Annotated in this window: 13 protein-coding genes; 2 read left to right on the forward strand and 11 right to left on the reverse strand. The window is 45.5% G+C overall.

Annotated features, from left to right (window positions below; all coding sequences use genetic code 11):
• Positions 1-18 precede the first annotated feature (18 nt).
• The 11 genes from EL210_RS04740 to EL210_RS04790 form a co-directional block, all read right to left on the reverse strand.
• On the reverse strand, positions 19-1,311 hold the full coding sequence (locus EL210_RS04740; protein ID WP_018919866.1) for a Fic family protein: 1,293 nt from the start codon (positions 1,309-1,311) through the stop codon (positions 19-21).
• Positions 1,312-1,520: 209 nt separating this feature from the next.
• Positions 1,521-2,510: a YqiA/YcfP family alpha/beta fold hydrolase gene (locus EL210_RS04745; RefSeq protein WP_018919865.1), complete on the reverse strand. Its 990-nt coding sequence runs from the start codon at positions 2,508-2,510 to the stop codon at positions 1,521-1,523.
• A gap of 74 nt (positions 2,511-2,584) precedes the next feature.
• A complete protein-coding gene (locus EL210_RS04750) occupies positions 2,585-2,908 on the reverse strand; it encodes an MGMT family protein (RefSeq protein ID WP_018919864.1) in 324 nt (107 codons plus the stop codon).
• 14 nt (positions 2,909-2,922) lie between these two features.
• Positions 2,923-3,708: a hypothetical protein gene (locus tag EL210_RS04755; protein WP_025879611.1), complete on the reverse strand. Its 786-nt coding sequence runs from the start codon at positions 3,706-3,708 to the stop codon at positions 2,923-2,925.
• Positions 3,709-3,765: 57 nt separating this feature from the next.
• Positions 3,766-4,356 carry a sugar O-acetyltransferase gene (locus tag EL210_RS04760; RefSeq protein WP_004378426.1) on the reverse strand — a complete coding sequence of 197 codons (591 nt, stop codon included), beginning with the start codon at positions 4,354-4,356 and terminating at the stop codon, positions 3,766-3,768.
• Between the two features lie 119 nt (positions 4,357-4,475).
• Positions 4,476-4,748 carry a hypothetical protein gene (locus tag EL210_RS04765; RefSeq protein WP_170166105.1) on the reverse strand — a complete coding sequence of 91 codons (273 nt, stop codon included), beginning with the start codon at positions 4,746-4,748 and terminating at the stop codon, positions 4,476-4,478.
• 912 nt (positions 4,749-5,660) lie between these two features.
• Positions 5,661-5,882: a cadherin repeat domain-containing protein gene (locus EL210_RS13760; RefSeq protein WP_051078666.1), complete on the reverse strand. Its 222-nt coding sequence runs from the start codon at positions 5,880-5,882 to the stop codon at positions 5,661-5,663.
• Positions 5,858-6,685 carry an Outer membrane protein SusF domain-containing protein gene (locus tag EL210_RS04775; RefSeq protein ID WP_070694570.1) on the reverse strand — a complete coding sequence of 276 codons (828 nt, stop codon included), beginning with the start codon at positions 6,683-6,685 and terminating at the stop codon, positions 5,858-5,860. Before EL210_RS04775 ends, EL210_RS13760 begins: the two co-directional genes overlap by 25 nt.
• Before the next feature lie 26 nt (positions 6,686-6,711).
• Entirely contained in the window at positions 6,712-7,878 is a 1,167-nt protein-coding gene (locus tag EL210_RS04780; RefSeq protein WP_018919860.1) for a SusF/SusE family outer membrane protein, read from the reverse strand.
• 67 nt (positions 7,879-7,945) lie between these two features.
• Positions 7,946-9,586: a RagB/SusD family nutrient uptake outer membrane protein gene (locus EL210_RS04785; RefSeq protein WP_018919859.1), complete on the reverse strand. Its 1,641-nt coding sequence runs from the start codon at positions 9,584-9,586 to the stop codon at positions 7,946-7,948.
• A 19-nt stretch (positions 9,587-9,605) separates the two neighbouring features.
• Entirely contained in the window at positions 9,606-12,725 is a 3,120-nt protein-coding gene (locus EL210_RS04790; RefSeq protein WP_018919858.1) for a SusC/RagA family TonB-linked outer membrane protein, read from the reverse strand.
• Positions 12,726-13,012: 287 nt separating this feature from the next.
• Between EL210_RS04790 and EL210_RS04795 the strand changes: the two genes are divergently transcribed.
• Positions 13,013-14,038 (forward strand): LacI family DNA-binding transcriptional regulator, encoded by a 1,026-nt coding sequence (locus tag EL210_RS04795; RefSeq protein WP_004378432.1) that lies wholly within the window; start codon positions 13,013-13,015, stop codon positions 14,036-14,038.
• A 164-nt stretch (positions 14,039-14,202) separates the two neighbouring features.
• Positions 14,203-15,543, forward strand: a complete 1,341-nt coding sequence (locus tag EL210_RS04800) for an MFS transporter (RefSeq protein WP_004378434.1) — start codon at positions 14,203-14,205, stop codon at positions 15,541-15,543.
• Positions 15,544-16,439 lie beyond the last annotated feature (896 nt).

Here is a 16,439-nt window from a genome sequence, read left to right on the forward strand (position 1 = left end):
GTTGTCTAATCTGCCTTGTTATCTTGAAGCATCCATAAGATATGCGCAATACTTATTCAGCAAAGACTGCAGTGAAAGATTGCCTTTCATATAGCGTTCTACGTCAAGTCGAAGAAGTCTGTTGCGCACTTTCTGCTTGCCTTTGTATGTAGTCAGCAGATAGAATGTGCCATTTTCCTCTTCTATTCGGGTGTCAGAGAACCATGAAGTGAGATCTTCAGGATCGTAAACAATGGCATAACAAGGTCGTTTTGCCCCTGGAATTTCCTCACGTAACACTCCTTTTGTCACCAAATCCTGTATATCTCGAATGGCTGTGTCCTTTGAACAGTTGCCTAAAACAGCCCATGTCTTCGAGGTTATCTTGGCTTCATAGCCATCAAGAAACAGGTTGATAACCTGTGTCTGGCGGTCTGTCATGATTACACTTGCATTTCGTTGCCAGAAAAAACTCTTGTTCAGAATGCTGTTAACGCTTGTTTCTGCTTCTTCAACTGAAGCTATCAGTGTTTTGATATACCATGTCAGCCACGCAGTAATATCGCCGTTTCCGTGCTGAGTCTGTTCAAGAATGTTGTAATATTGTTTTTTGTTACGATTGATTTCCGCTGAAATGTTATAGAAGCGAAACTCATTTTTGTCGCTTTTTGCTAAGAGGATATCAGATAAGATGCGTGCTAAGCGTCCGTTCCCGTCTTCAAATGGGTGAATAGAAACAAACCAAAGATGTGCTATGCCAGATTGAACGATGCTGGATGTTGACGGTGGCTGATTGAACCATTGAATGAATTTTGTCATTTCGTTCTCTACGAGTTGCGGTGCAGGAGCAATGTAGTGAATACGTTCTCTGCCGAATATTCCTGACACAATGTGTTCTTCATGCGTTCGATAACAGCCCACTTCGACAGGAAATCCGTCACTATATCCTGTCGGGAAGAAAGCACTTTGCCATCTGCATAGCGTCTCTTTTGTCAGCGGTTGCATATAGTGTTCTACGGCATCAAGCATCACTTTAACTACAGATTCAACATAGTGTGAAGGCGCAGTGTACTTTACATTGTCGATACCTAAATGGCGGGCAATGGACGAACGAACCTCTTCTGTGTTCAAACTAACCCCTTCTATCTCTGATGACTGCACTACATCATGTGTAAGATTCTCAGCCATGGCTTGCAGTTTGTTGTCGAAACCAAGGTTGTTTAGCCTGCCATAAAGCAGTCCAATCTTACGACTTGCCAGCTCAGTCAGTGCATCTATAGCGCTGTTTTCCCAGTGGAAATCAGTCCAGTTCTCTCTTTCGTGAATATACATGATAGCTGTTTTGAGTGTATATAATCATAGGAGATGCGACATTATACATCGAATATCGTCGCAAATTCTGCGACAAAAATACGTATAAAATGTCGCAAAAGCAAGTGCTTTTAGTGTTTTCTTGCGGTTGTTTGTATTAAAATTTCTATGAATTAGCTTTTTTCCTACTTGTTTTCTCTTTCTTTTAAGGGTGTGGGGGAGGCTCTCTCTTATTGTCCTCCCAATCGTTCGAAGAAAGTAATCACCTCTTCCCACGTCTTAAACTCATCGTTTCCGAATGCGATAGTCGTGCCCATGAAGTCGGGATGAGGCTTGGGATCAATGAAGTAATCGCCGTAGAGAAGGTTTTTCTGATTGGTGAATATCACGTGATTATAGGCAGGTGCAGAGAAGAACTCCTCCGTCCAATGCTGTACTTCCTCTGTATAGGCGTGGTTGTTGGTGGGCACTGGTGCCACGATATACACCTGATAATGTTCCAACAGCAGTTCATAAGCCTTGTGCATGCTGCTCAATGGCTTACCGAAACTATCGTGAAGGGCATCAAAATGCAGGTAGACTATGGGGCGTTCTGTACCGTTCTGTCGGTCGTCTATCCATTGAATGACGGGTATAAGATAATGAAGTGCCACCTTATCTATCAGTCGATGCTCGCCATGGAAATAGATTGCATTGGGATAATGCTGTCGGAAAAGGTCGAAAGTATGCACCACTGGGTCGTTATCTCCAAAGAGACCATAGACGCGTTCACGCTCCTCGGTATCTATATTGGCAAAACATTGCATCGTAATATCCTTGTATTCTTTGATGAGTCCCTTAGTAACCATGAGGTCTTGCACACCGTCTTTGCGTGGATTTTGAAACTCCTGATGTCCTGTCATGCTGCTCATTGTGTCGCCCATTGCAAAGGCAGGGTTGACAAGAATGCGGTCGAAGCCGTGCAACATCTCGGTGTACATGCCGCCCATCGACGTACCTATGATGAGATCGGGCTGTTCGTTGTCAGCCATTTTGCGTAGCATTTGCATGGCTTCTTCGGGATGTACGGGGATATCCTCTGCGATAACAGAGGCTTCGGGCATAAGTTCTTGCAGCATTTTCACAGTTCCACTCTGTGCCGAAGAAAGGAAACCGTGCACATACATGATTTTTTTCCCTTTCATTAATGAAGGAAATTGTTTGCTATAAGGGTTGTCCATATCTATCTTTTCCTTTTAAGTTTATAGCTGCAAAGCTACGAAAAAAAGGCTGATATGCAAAATAAAGTCAGGTGTTATGGTTCTGAAAAGGCTGTTATCTCCCATTGCGCTTGCTTCAAGTCAACATTTCCATTCGGCTTGAAAAGCACACCTTCGCTTTCAAGAAGCTGCCGTTGTTCGGGCCAATTCGGTGCAAGTCGCCCTGCACTGTTCACGACCCGATGACACGGAATGGCTTCATCAGAAAGTCCATGGAGGGCATTCCCCACGTGTCGGGCATGCAAGGGATGGCCGGCCAAGCGTGCAATCTGGCCGTAGGTGAGCACGCGTCCACGTGGAATTTGGCTGACGATATTGATGACTTCCTGTCTGAAAAGTTCGGAATTGAAGTGAGGCATGGGGCGAAGATGCTTTAATGATAAGCCTTAGAACCAATCCAAGAGGATAAAATCATGAGCAGATTGTTTACTGCTGTGTCAGAGATTGGCTTCGTTGGAAAGTCTATTTTTACCCCCAGACTAAATGCAGAGCGGATGTTGTCGGCTTGATAATGGCAGATTTGTCCTGTGAGTGGATGGTCGAGAAAGCGCACATCGGCACGGTGATGTCCCCATAATCCGAAGCTGAGGTCATAAGCAAAGCAGAGTGAAACTGTGCTGATGACGCGCAAATCGAGCCCAACTCGTGGCTTAACTGCCAATGCAGGACACTGCACATCATAATCCAATTGGACATGACTGCCGGGATATCCCTGCTTCAGCTCATGCTCTTCGCTGCCTTTCATGTGGCCAAGATTGAGGAAATTTGTCTGCACAAGCGCACCGATATGTGGTTGGATAATCCATTTTTTCGGAAAGAAATACCACTTGATACCCCCTTCGATACCCAACATGTTGACTTTTTTCAGGCCAATCCCCGAGGCATAATAAGTGGCTATTCCTTCTTGCTCATAGTATAAACCGCCCGTCAATGCAAGACGGTTCTTTAGAAAATAGTCGGCTGAAAGGGCGAAATAATTGCCTTCTTCATCACCCATATAAAAGTCTTGTCCGTCGGGTGTGTTGTCGGTTAGTGTCGTTCCACCGAAACTGGTCTGCAAAGACCAGCGCTTGGAAGCATTATCTTTGTCGTTGGTTGCCATTCCATGGAGTGGCATGAGAGAGCAAATCGCGAGAAGAAATGATGTTTTGAAGTTCATATTCTTTTGTATGTTGTTGCTTTATATTATTGTTTTCCCGTTATGATCAACTTCTTCCTATATCTCGGTTTCCGTGTCGTCAGTAGGCGAATAGGCAATGGTTTTGATGACACGGCAGGGATTTCCCACGGCGATTGAACCGTCGGGAATGTCAGATGTGACCACCGAACCAGCACCAATCGTGCAGCCATTGCCGATAGTTATGCCGGGGAGAACGGTCACATTGCCGCCAATCCACACATCATTGCCTATCGTAATGGGCTTAGCCCACTCTGTTCCCTTGCGTCGTTCAACAGGGTCGGTGGGGTGACAAGCCGTGTAGAGGCTCACATTCGGGCCAATATAGGCATGGTTGCCGATAGTGACCATAGCTTCATCAAGTATGGTAAGGTTGAAGTTGGAAAAGAAATGGTCTCCCACATGGATATTACAACCGTAGTCACAGTAGAAAGGTGAGTTCACAATGGGGTGCTCTCCGCAACTTCCTAAGATAGCTCTGACAGCTGTTTCCCGGCTTTCATTGTCGCTCGGTGGCAGTTGATTGTATTGCCGGATTCGGTCTTTTGTCTTGAAAAGCAAGTCGAGAATTTCAGCATTTAGAGCGTCATAGGGTTCTCCTTTCAGCATTTTATTCCATTCGTTGTTCATTGATTAATGGGTTTATTGCTGCAAATTTACATATTTTTCTTGGGAAATAGATGAGCGAAAGCACTTGTCTTAAACTTGCTTTCGTCTTTTTGTGAAAGTTAGGGAGCATGAGAATGCTATTAAACAGTACGTGTATAGAAGGGACAAGGAAGCCTCACCCCCAATCCCAAACAAAAGAAAGGAGAAAGAGAATAAGGCCTCTCCCCCGGCCCCTCCCCGAAGAGGGAGGGGAGTAAAATGCCTTGGAAATAGAAAGCAAATAGAATACAATTGGAGAACATATCACTCCCCTCTCCAAGGAGAGGGGTTGGGGGAGAGGCCTTATTCTCTTTCTCCTTTCTTTTGTTTGGGATTGGGGGTGAGGCATTGTCTTTGTCAACTTTCTTCCTCATTTTTAACATTTCATGGTTCCACCAAACAGAAAAGAAGACTCCATTTCTCCGTTTGTGCGAGGCCATTTTATGGCTTCAATGACTCCGTTTTTATCTTCTTGCTGTGCAACTCCATTCACCATGCACTGCATTTTGACGCAGATTACACCGCTATTTGCACCAAATTGCGTGGTAATCTGATGCAATTTGGAAGCTCATTTGATGCAAATTGCATGGATTTTCAGCGTGAACACAGGACGTTATTTGATTGCAATTTTATAACAACTTGATTGTCAGTAGTTTATAAAACCCTAAAAATGAGGCGTATTTGAGACAAGAGTGCGCCTTCGGTTTGAATTTACAAACCTAATGAAAGCAATTGTAAAGTTCTTTGAAAAGATTTAACCTATTTTCCGCTTATAGGGATATCAGAGCGGCATAGGCATGAAATGAAAAGACTACGCAACACTTATGGCTTTATTATCTTACGGCATTCTTCAGACTGGGTTGCCTTGCTTCACTCGCTAACACCGCCTTATAAAAGGCTCCTAATCACGTTGCGGTATGTCTTAGGATGAAGCTTCTCCCGACCTCTCCAAGGAGGGGAGCATGAGCCTGCTGTGTCTTCTTAAGAAATAAAAAAGATTTGCTTGTTCTTAAAATAGCTTTATATATTCTGGAATATTCTATGATATTCTTCGATGTCGCTTGCGATAAGGAGGCCTAAAAACGCAGGAGAGAAGACCGTAAAAGAGGGAGTCATTGTGACAGTGCATGATGAAACGTAACTTTGGTATTAGCCAATTACAACATTACGCATGGGAAAAGATAATGGCAAACAACAGCAAAAAAGCAGCCATCGAATGTCAAATCCGATGGCTGCTCCCTATTTATCATGAATGAAAGTACTGCAAAACAGACTCTCGTTTCATATTAATTGTTGTGCTTGGACGGTGCAACCGGTGTCAACTCACACTTGCCCTTACCATCTGCCCAAGCATAGAGTTTGATGTTGTAAGTGCCTGCAGTGACAGCAATATTATCACCATTGTCGGTTGTCAAGCTGTTAACAGTGCCACCCCAACTAATCTTCCAATCGTTGTTGGCACGGAACTTTATCGCTTCATTTGTCAGCGTAAAGCCGTGCAAGTCCATGTCTGATCGAGTAGATTGAAGCTGAGTTTGTAGCTATTTGCGCCAGGAACGACATCGAAACTGAAGTTGCCACCGGCATTATTGGTAGCGAGTTTGCCATCTTCCTTGGCTGCAGAGATACACTCTGACCAGTCGTTTGTGCCAATCTTTGACTTTGGGGTGAGTTTGAATTCCACCTTGCTTTGGCCTGCAACCTGCGCTGCTGTGAGCGTGATATTGAATACAGGATCGGTGTAAACATCGGCACCACTGTTCTTCACTGCATACGTTTTGTCGTTATTATTCCAGCTGTTAATGTTGCCGGTCAGATAATATTCTATTTCAATCTTCGGCGCTTTAGGTGTTGCAACAACCTTAACGGTGCCTGCATCGATATAAGCTGCTTGTCCGTTTTTAATGGCGTTGACAAATACATGTGCATTAAGTGTGCGGGGAATGGGGCGGAGTCCGAACGCTTCAGAAACCACTTTCTGTATCGTAGCACTGTCAGCCAAACCTGCAAGGGTAGTGCTTACAGTTGTAGTTTTGGCATTGGCTACGCCGTCGGCCGTTAGTTCTATGCGTGCATTGGCAAGCTTATAACCCTCCGGAAGGGCAGCTTCGTTGAGTGCAAAGGTCTTTACCTGAGCACCGGGATTATTCAAGTCAAAGGCTTTTACGGCTGTTGCTTTGAAGTCGGGAAAGGTGATGGCGTCTTCCTGTGCATTCGACTGAGGACTTGTCCAATCCGTGTAGTCGTCACTGCAAGCCCCCATGAAGAGGCCTGCAAGTGCGAGTGTGATATATAATGATAACTTTTTCATTGTGTTATACTTTATCTGTTAGGTGATTACTTGATTTCTCCGGTTTCAGAAGTGAAGTTCAGATAGAGCTTCTGTCCGGCCGTGGCATTGACACGTTCCTGGTCACCTCCGTTGCCACGATACTTGATCTTCTTGTCGAATACCATGAACTCAGACTTCCACCAGTCGTAACCAGGAATCTTTGCATACACACGAAGACCAGCGTCACCACTTGTGTTATTGGCGAAAGCAGGTGAAACGAACTGACCATCTTTCGTGGTTGGAACCGTGAAAACCTGATCAGGTTGCTCCTCTGCCCATGCTCCTGGTGTGGCAGTACCAATGAGATATACATTTGGTTTATTGAAGGTCACGTCGTAACTGATATCGCGTCCTACTACCTTTGCATCTACAATCATGAGATACCAGCCAGGATTTGACGAGGCAATATTGCCTCCTGCATCCTTGATTTCGCTGCCCAATTCACTTGAAGCATTGACAGTAATGCCGGCAAAGCCTTTCTCGTTGCCGTCCCATTTCTTGGCAGTGTTGAACTTGATACCCGTTCCGTCAATGTAAACAAGATGCCAATAGACGTGGTCAACGCCATTAACCATAACCATATCCAATGGATTATCCCATGACCAGTTATTGAAACTACCCGTAATATAGATATGTTCAGGAAGACTTACCGGAGGCAATGAGAAGGCCAGATGAACGTGTTTCAGCGTCACAATGTTTGACTGTATGGCATAACTGTGGTTCAAACTGTCGATTTCAGAGCCCATGGCAGTCAGTGGAGTGGCTTTCGCACGCACATAAACAGGAATGTCAATAGGGAAATCGGCCTCGGTTTTACCCTCCTTTATGGCCTGTTCGGTCAGTGCAGCTGCCATTTCTGCTGCGTCAACTTGCATCTTGGCAGTCTTGAAACTGTTGCTCATTGAGGTGGCATTCGACATGTCGGCCTTGGTCGCTACCTCGATAGTGTATTTCGTTGTGATAGGAAACCCGTAGTCAGGTTGTGTGCATGTGAACTCTACTGTCGATGAGTTGGCGAGGTCGTACGTGCCGTTTGTTGCTAATGCGGGCGTGTTCAAGACGAACTTCGTAGGCTTCTGAAGCACCGGATTAGAGTCGTTGTCGTCTGCACATGAGGCCAAAATAAAGGCTCCGCACATGAGTAACAAGGTTGACTTTAATATATTTTTCATTGTTATTCAGTTTAAAATGTTGTTTGGTTAGGAAAGGAGAACGAGTCTCCTTCCCTTATATTCTGAATTAATAACCAGGGTTCTGTTTGATATTTGGATTGACATTCTTGTCGTTTGTAGGTATGGCGTAGATGTTCTTTGTAGCAGGAATCTGCGTTCCTTCATGCACACCACCCTTCCAAGGCCATGTATAATTGTTGTTACCACCGAAGCGTCCGAAGCGAATGAGGTCGCTGCGACGACGTCCTTCAAAGTAGAATTCACGGCTCCATTCATCGAGAATGTCGTCTAAAGTATAGCTTCCGCCTGTACGTTCTTGGGCATGTGCACGTTTGCGGAGGGCATTAACAGCAGCTGTTCCCTCTGTTGTCGTCTGATTACCGTTTAGGCGTGCCGTTGCTTCTGCATAGGTGAGATAGGCCTCTGCAACACGCATCAGGAAGAAATCGGTATCCGGATACTTGGCATCATGACCGGCAGAACCGTCTGAATGGAAGTTAGTGAACTTGGCAACTGCGAAACCATTGGAGAAAACACTTACCTGATCAGCATTTGCCTGATCTATGTTGCGCTTGTTACCATCGGCTTGTAATGCATCGAAGAGGGCGCGGTCATCACCTGCAGCAGCAGTCATTTGGTTGGCATGAACGTAAGGTGCGTTATTGTTGGGGAAGAACTTGTCAACCAAACTCTTGCGAGCGCGGTTACCAGCCCAGTTCTCTGACGTGTTGTTACCTGCAGTTCCGTTTGAATTTACAATGACTCCGGCATCGAATGTGCTGGCCATGAGGAACAAAGTCGTACCAAATGAAGCAGTCTTCTTACCGTCTTGAAGTACAGGGAAGATTGCTTCGACAGAAGCACCGTTCTCTCCATTGTCGCCCATGAAGAGCTGTTGGTAAGCTGTCCAGCCGTTCTTTGTCGCACCGGTATAAAGCTTATAGTTGGAATCCATTACCTTTTTAGCGTATTCAGCAGCCTTTTGCCACTGTGCTGTTCCCGTATAAACTTGTGCATTGAGATACAAACGAGCCAGTAACATCCATGCAGCAGCCTTGTCAACACGGCCATAACCAGCTTCGGTTGATTTCTTTGGAGTGGCTGCAGAGAGTTTCGGTTCAATCTCAAGCAACTCTTTCTCAAGGTAATCATACATCTGTTTGCGCGTGTATTGAGGTGCAGCTGCAGCAGAAACTTGCTCTGTAAACGGCACGTTTCCATAAAGATCCATCAGATAATAATAGTTCAATGCACGCAGGAAACGCACTTCTGCTGTCTTCGTTTCATCCACTTTAGCAAAGGTTGCAAGGTATTGATTGCAGATAGTAACGCCAAAATACAGGCGATAATAAAAGCCTTTAGCCATTGGATGGTTAGAATCGAAGCTGATATAATTGAACTCTGCTATGCCAGGATCTCCCCAGTTACAGATTGCTTCGTCTGTAGGAAGCTCGTTGGTATTGAATAGTTGGCGTACGAAACCAGTCGTACCACCATCTAAACCATCGATATCACAGTCTCCATCTGGTCCACTTTGACCCGCTAAAGCGAGGTCAGCGTAACACTTGGTAAATAGCTGATCGGGATTAGGTTTAGTGTTCTTGTTAGGATCAATCGGGGTTACATCAAGGTCGCCTATACAAGAACTCAATCCCATAGACAGCAGTAGTGCTGCAGCTGGAAGTATATTCTTAATAGATTTTTTCATACTGTGTATTCTTTAAAAATTAGAAGTTGAGGTTGACACCAAGGATGAATGACATCGGACGTGGATATACATTATTGTCAATTCCCATGACCCATTTGCCGTCAACAAAGTTTGTAACTTCAGGGTCAATGCCGTCATATTTGGTAATCGTTAATAGGTTAGAAGCGGTGCCATAAATGCGACCTGAGATGCTTGTATTGAACAGTTTGCTGAAACTATAGCCTAAAGTAACGTTGTCAAGTTTCAGGAATGAAGCATTCTGGATCCAGCGATCGCTCAGCAAAGCACGCTCATCGTAGGTCTGCCAATTGTCAGACAGGAGTGCACGAGGACGGTTTGAGAGATAGTTGGAGGGTGCAACAATCTCGGCAGGGTTCATGTTTGAACGATCAGCATACTTGTCGTTGTAAACATAGTTGCCGATGTTGGCACGGAAACTGAAGCCAAAATCCCAGTTCTTATACTCCAAACGAGATGACAGGCCCATAGTAACAGGAGGTGCAGCCTGCTTGTAGATGTAGCGGTCGGCATCTGTAATCTGCCCATCTCCATTGCGATCTACGACAGCACCTTCGATAGGTTTGCCGTTCTGATCATACACTTGCTGATATACAAGGAATGAGTTTGCAGGATAACCGACTTTATGTGCGCCTACGTTTAGACCCGTTCCAGCGGATATTCCCATTCCACCCGGTGATACATAGTAGTCTGAACTACCGCCGGTTAGCTTCGTAATCTTGTTCTTGTTGTAAGTAAAGTTGTAGTCAACTTTCCAGAACCAGTCTTTAGAATTCTGCTGATTGAGGATTGTCCAGCTTAAAGTTGCCTCGATACCCGTGTTGGTAAGACTACCGATATTCGATGAAACCTGATTTCGGAAGTTAGAACCTGCGGGCACATATACCGTATTCAACAGGTCGGTTGTCTTGCGGAAGTACCAATCAATGCTACCTGTGAGGCGCTGATCAAGGATACCCCAGTCGAGACCTACATTATAAGTTGTGGTGGTTTCCCAAGTCAAATCCTTGTTAACTGCATCGGGACGAACCATTGAACCGTCACCTGTTAAAGGATAATAGTTGTTGGTTCCTGTGTTAATCTGATAGATATCGAAGTAGGTATAGTCGCCGATTCCTTCTTGTTGTCCGGTCATACCCCAACCTAATCTCAGTTTCAAATCAGAGAGCCATTTAATCTCTTTGAACTTATTCTCATCTTTGACGCGCCATGCGAAAGCGAAAGATGGGAATGTAGCCCAGTGCTTCTTGAAGCGTGATGCACCATCAGCACGGACAGTTGCCGTAAGATAATAGCGCTGCATCCAGTTCCAGTTGGCACGCCCGAAGAATGAAACGAGATAGTTCTCTGTCATATATTTGTAGTCTTCTTTCTTGCCATCACCATTGTAGTCCTGTCCGGAATCGCTGTTAAGCTCACCCGGATGCACGCTGTTAGTCTTTGGATAATAAGATAGGTAGCGTGATGTTTCCTTTCTCCAGAAGTGTTGCCACTCATAACCTGCCATGATATCAAAGTGGTTCTGATATTTATCTTTGAAGTCATGATAGTACTGTGCATAGGCATTGAGCAACAGATTGCGCTTCAACGACTTCTTGAAACCGGTAGAACCAAAGTAGAAAGCCAACGGAGATGTACGGTCAACGTCTGTAGTTTGCTTACCTTCTGCAATGTCAGCACCGGCAGTTGCATGCAAGCGGAGGTCTTCGAAGCCGTGTACCTGATAGTCAACATCGGCATTACCGATAAAGTCTCGGCTCGTAGCCCGGTCGTTCTTGAGCATCAAGTCAGCAACAGGGTTGTTGGGAGCAAGGCTGTTTTTGTTGAAAGGATAAGTCGGATCATTGAGAGAAGCACCGGGGCCACGCCATGCAAAATATCCTCCGAAGTTATCTTTGTCAGCTGAAGTTGTGTCATAAACAGGCTGAGTTGGGTCCATGCGTGTAGCTGCACCGATAGCGTCACCATCGGCATAACGGTTCTTGGCAACCATGCCTTTGGCATTCATGTTGAGCGTAAGATGATCGTTCAGCAAGTGTGGATTGAGGTTCAATGCAGCAGTGAAGCGCTCAAACTTAGAGGTCTTCACGATACCCTGTTGATTGGTATAGCCGGCAGAAACACGCCAAGGAAGATATTCTTTTGGGTTTCCTAAGCTCTGAGATCCCGACACTGTGACGTTGTGGTCATGGCTCCAAGCCGTACGATAGATTTCTTTCTGCCAGTCGGTATTGGCTTTTCCAAGAAGCGAAAGCGCCAAAGCTTCACGCTGGTTGCCTGCATAGGTCTTCTTGATGAACTCACGATACTCGTCACCGGTCATCACATCGAGTGTCTTTTTCTTCATGCTCATCGTCACACTACCGGCATACGACACCTTAACAGGCTGGTTGGCATGTCCTCGTTTGGTCGTAATGATGATAACACCATTGGAACCTCGCGAACCATAGATAGCAGTTGCCGAAGCATCTTTCAGCACATTGAAGCTTTCAATGTCCTGAGGGTTGACCATAGAGAGAGGATTTGACAGTCCCTGTACACCGTTGTTGTCCATTGCAACACCGTCAATCACAATCAACGGATCGTTGGACGCATTCAGCGAAGAACCGCCACGGATACGGATACTGGCACCACTACCCGGTACACCACCACCGGTTGTGACGTTCACACCGGCTATCTTGCCTTGCATCATATCCTGTGCATTGACAACAAGACCTTTGTTCTTGCTGTCCGGTTGAATTTGACTTACCGAACCAGTAAGGTCTGATTTCTTCACGGCACCATATCCGATAACAACAACTTCATTGAGTGTTTTGTTATCATCTTCGAGAGTTGTAGAGAGATTGTCGGTTGCCTTAACCTTCTTTGGGGTCATACCGACATAGGTAATCGTAATTTCTGTGCCCTGAGGTACATTCACAACGTAGTTTCCATCAAGGTCGGTTACGCCCACGGGTTTACCGTTTGCCATAATCGTGGCACCGATAATAGGCTCTCCGGAAGCATCCTTGACCTGACCTCTGACAGAACCTGACTGTGCAAAGGCCGTTGCAGAAAGGAACAGACCACCGGCAATGGCCAGACTCCTCAGAGGCAATTTGAATTTTACCTGCTTCATCATTTGCTTTGAATTTAAGTTAACGTTAGTATATTTATTTGTTATTTTATCGTTTAGGCAACACGTTTCGTTTTCTTATTTGCTTAGTTGTTGCTTTCATGACATAGCATATTGTCATTAGGTTTATACTGCAAAAGTAATTTTGTTTGACCAACTTTCTTCTTTTTTAACGTTAAATCTATTCGTAAAGTTGCGCAAACGTTTGCATAATCTTTTGTTGTTTAAAACTTAAGTAATCGAGAAACTTTTTGTAGTTTTGCATATCTTTGTTGCGTAACTAATTACCAACCATGAAAGAAACTTCGCCTATAACGATGAAAGATATAGCCCGCGAGCTTGGTGTTTCGGTGGCTACGGTGTCGCGCGCACTGAAAGACAGCCCCCGCATCAGCCAGGAGAAACGCGAGGCTATCAAGGCCTTTGCAGAAGAACATCATTTCTTTCGGAATGTCATTGCAGAGAGTTTGCGCAACAGTCGCACGAAGCCTGTCAAGGTTATTGGCGTCATTATCCCGCAGTTTACGCATTTCTATTTCTCTTCAATTCTTAGTGGTATTGAGGAAGAAGCATCTGCCCGAGGCTATAGAATCATGGTAGCGCAGAGCAATGAAAAGTATGGTCGCGAGGTAGAAATATGCAAGTCGTTTTATGAAAACAAGGTTTGTGGCATCATTGTGTCGCAGGCTAAGGACACCATTCAATACGATCATTTCCAGCATTTGATTGACCATGGCGTGCCATTGGTGTTCTATGACCGCATCTGCACAGGTGTCAATTGCAGCCGGGTCGTGGTAGATGATTACATGGGAGCCTATACAGCGGTGAACTATCTCATTGATACGGGATGCCGAAAGATTGCTTTCTATGGATCTTCCATGAAGCTTGAGATTACGAAAAACCGTTATAATGGCTATCATGATGCTATGGTCAATAAGGGATTACAGCCCGATGAACGGTTTGTCAAACTGTGTGACAACCGCACAGATGCCGAGGTTATCACACCTGACATCTTGGCCAATGCCGACCGTCCTGATGCATTCTTCGCCGTCAACGACGACACTGCAATCGGTATTCTCTATACCGCTAAGCGCATGGGGCTACGCGTTCCCGACGATATCAGCATCTGCGGGTTCACCAACGGACAGCGAGCTATCGCCTGTGATCCTATGCTTACGACGGTCGAACAGCGTGGAATGGTGGTGGGAGAAGAGGCCGCCAACATTCTCATTGGCTTGACAGAAGGCTCCATCCCCAAGGGTAAGGTGGAAAAACGCGTCGTCAGAACACGCCTGATTGTGAGGGGAACAACGCGATAGGTTTTGAGATTTGAACTTTAAACTTTGAACATTGAGGTGTTGGATATTGAGCTTTGAGCGTTGAACTTTGAATTTTATGAGATGATATCAGCCTGTGAATTCCACAGCATGAACGGCCATACCGTAAGCAATAAAGACAGAAAGAACCAAACAAAACAATAAAAATGAATAGCGGATTGACACAAAAACCTGACATGAAGTTCTGGGGGTTATGGAACCTCAGCTTCGGTTTCTTCGGCGTACAGATAGCTTACGCCCTGCAAAGTGCAAACATTTCGAGAATCTTCGCCACGCTCGGCGCTGACCCTCACAACCTTAGTTATTTCTGGATATTGCCCCCGTTGATGGGCATTCTGGTGCAACCCATCGTCGGAACACTAAGTGATAAGACATGGTGTCGCTTCGGTCGCCGCATACCTTATTTATTTATAGGGGCAGCCATGGCTGTTTTCGTGATGTGCATGCTGCCCAATGCAGGGTCGTTAGGGCTCACCTTGGGAGCTGCCATGATATTCGGACTCATTGCATTGATGTTCCTCGACACGAGCATCAACATGGCCATGCAACCTTTCAAGATGCTCGTTGGTGACATGGTCAACGGAAAACAGAAAGCCTTAGCCTACAGTATTCAGAGCTTTCTCTGTAATGCCGGCAGTATCGTGGGCTTTGTTTTCCCTTTCTTCCTGACGAAAATCGGCATTAGAAATGATGCCCCCAGGGGTGTAATTCCCGACTCTGTCATCTGGGCTTTCTATGGCGGAGCGGCCATACTGATACTCTGTGTGCTCTATACTACGCTCAAAGTGAAAGAGTGGAACCCGCAGGATTACGCGCGATATAACGGTGAGACCAAGGTGGCTCAGGACGAAAAGAAAGAGGAAAGCAATTGGCTGACCTTGTTGAAGAAGGCACCTGCCACGTTTTGGCGTGTCGGATTGGTGCAGTTCTTCTGCTGGGCTGCGTTCATGTACATGTGGGTTTACGCCAATGGCACTATTGCCGACACCTGTTGGGGAGTCGACATGCAGGATGCCCACGCTTCAACTTCCAAGGCTTATCAGGAAGCCGGCAACTGGGTTGGCATGCTCTATGCTGTCCAGGCAGTAGGAAGTGTGATCTGGGCCATGGTACTTCCACAGTTCAAGAACCGCAAGTTGGGCTATATTGTGAGTCTTGTTCTTGGCGCAGTAGGCTTCTCTCTCGTGCCGTTTATCCATCATCCTTACGTTCAGTTCGTTTCATTCCTGCTCATAGGCTGTGCTTGGGCCGCGATGTTGGCCATGCCGTTCACCTTCGTTACGAATGCTCTTCAGGGCTATGGACATATGGGTGCCTACCTCGGACTGTTCAATGGAACTATCTGTGTGCCCCAGATTATAGCCTCACTCTGTGGCGGCGGTCTGCTGCTCTTGGTGGGCTCAAACCAGACCAACATGATGTTTGTGGCCGCAGTCTGCTTGGTATTGGGTGCGTTGAGCGTACTGACGATAAAGGAAAGCAAATGATTTTGTTTCATGAATCATAGGTAAGGGGTTACGATTTACAGTATTCTTACATGGCAGGGAGGGGCAGCGATGCTTCTCCCTGTTCTCGTTTGGCGTAGTAGGTTGTATGTGCATGTTGCGTTATCTCTATGTTACGGCACAGGATAGGGTTGTCTGTGAAGTTCTCTTTACAGTAAGGAGAAGATTGAAAATCATGACAAGCGGGAAATAGGTTAAATCTTTTCAATTAACTTTACAATTGCTTTCATTAAACTTGTAAATTCAAATCGAAGGCACACTCTTGTCTCAAATATGCCTCATTTTTATAATTTTGCAATATGTTGACTATCAGGTTGTTATGAAATTGCATTCAAATAACGCCCTGTGTTCACGTTGAAAATCCATGCAATTTGCATCAAATGATTTTCCAAACTGCATCAGATTACCACGCAATTTGGTGCAAATAGCGGTGTAATCTGCGTCAAAATGCAGTGCATGGTGAATGGAGTTGCACAGCAAGAAGATAAAAACGGAGTCATCGAAGCCATAAAATGGCCTCGCACAAACGGAGAAATGGAGTTTTCATTTCTATTTGGTGGAGCCATGAAGTGTTAAAAATGAGGAAGAAAGTTGACAAAGACAAAGCCTCACCCCCAACCCTAAACAAAAGAAAGGAGAGAGGGAATAAAGCCTCACCCCCCAACCCTTTGCTTTTCTCGTTGAGTTCACTCAACGAACAGCGACCGTTGGTTCTCCAGGGAGAGGGGAGTGATATGTTCTCCAATTATATTCTATTTGTTTTCTATTTCCAAGGCATTTTACTCCCCTCTCCTTGGAGAGGGGTTGGGGGTGAGGCTTTATTCCCTCTCTCTCTCTTCTTTTGTTTGGGGCCGGGGGAGAGGCTTCCTTTTCCTCGT

The organism is Segatella oris, assembly GCF_900637655.1.
GTDB classification, from domain to species: Bacteria; Bacteroidota; Bacteroidia; order Bacteroidales; family Bacteroidaceae; genus Prevotella; species Prevotella oris.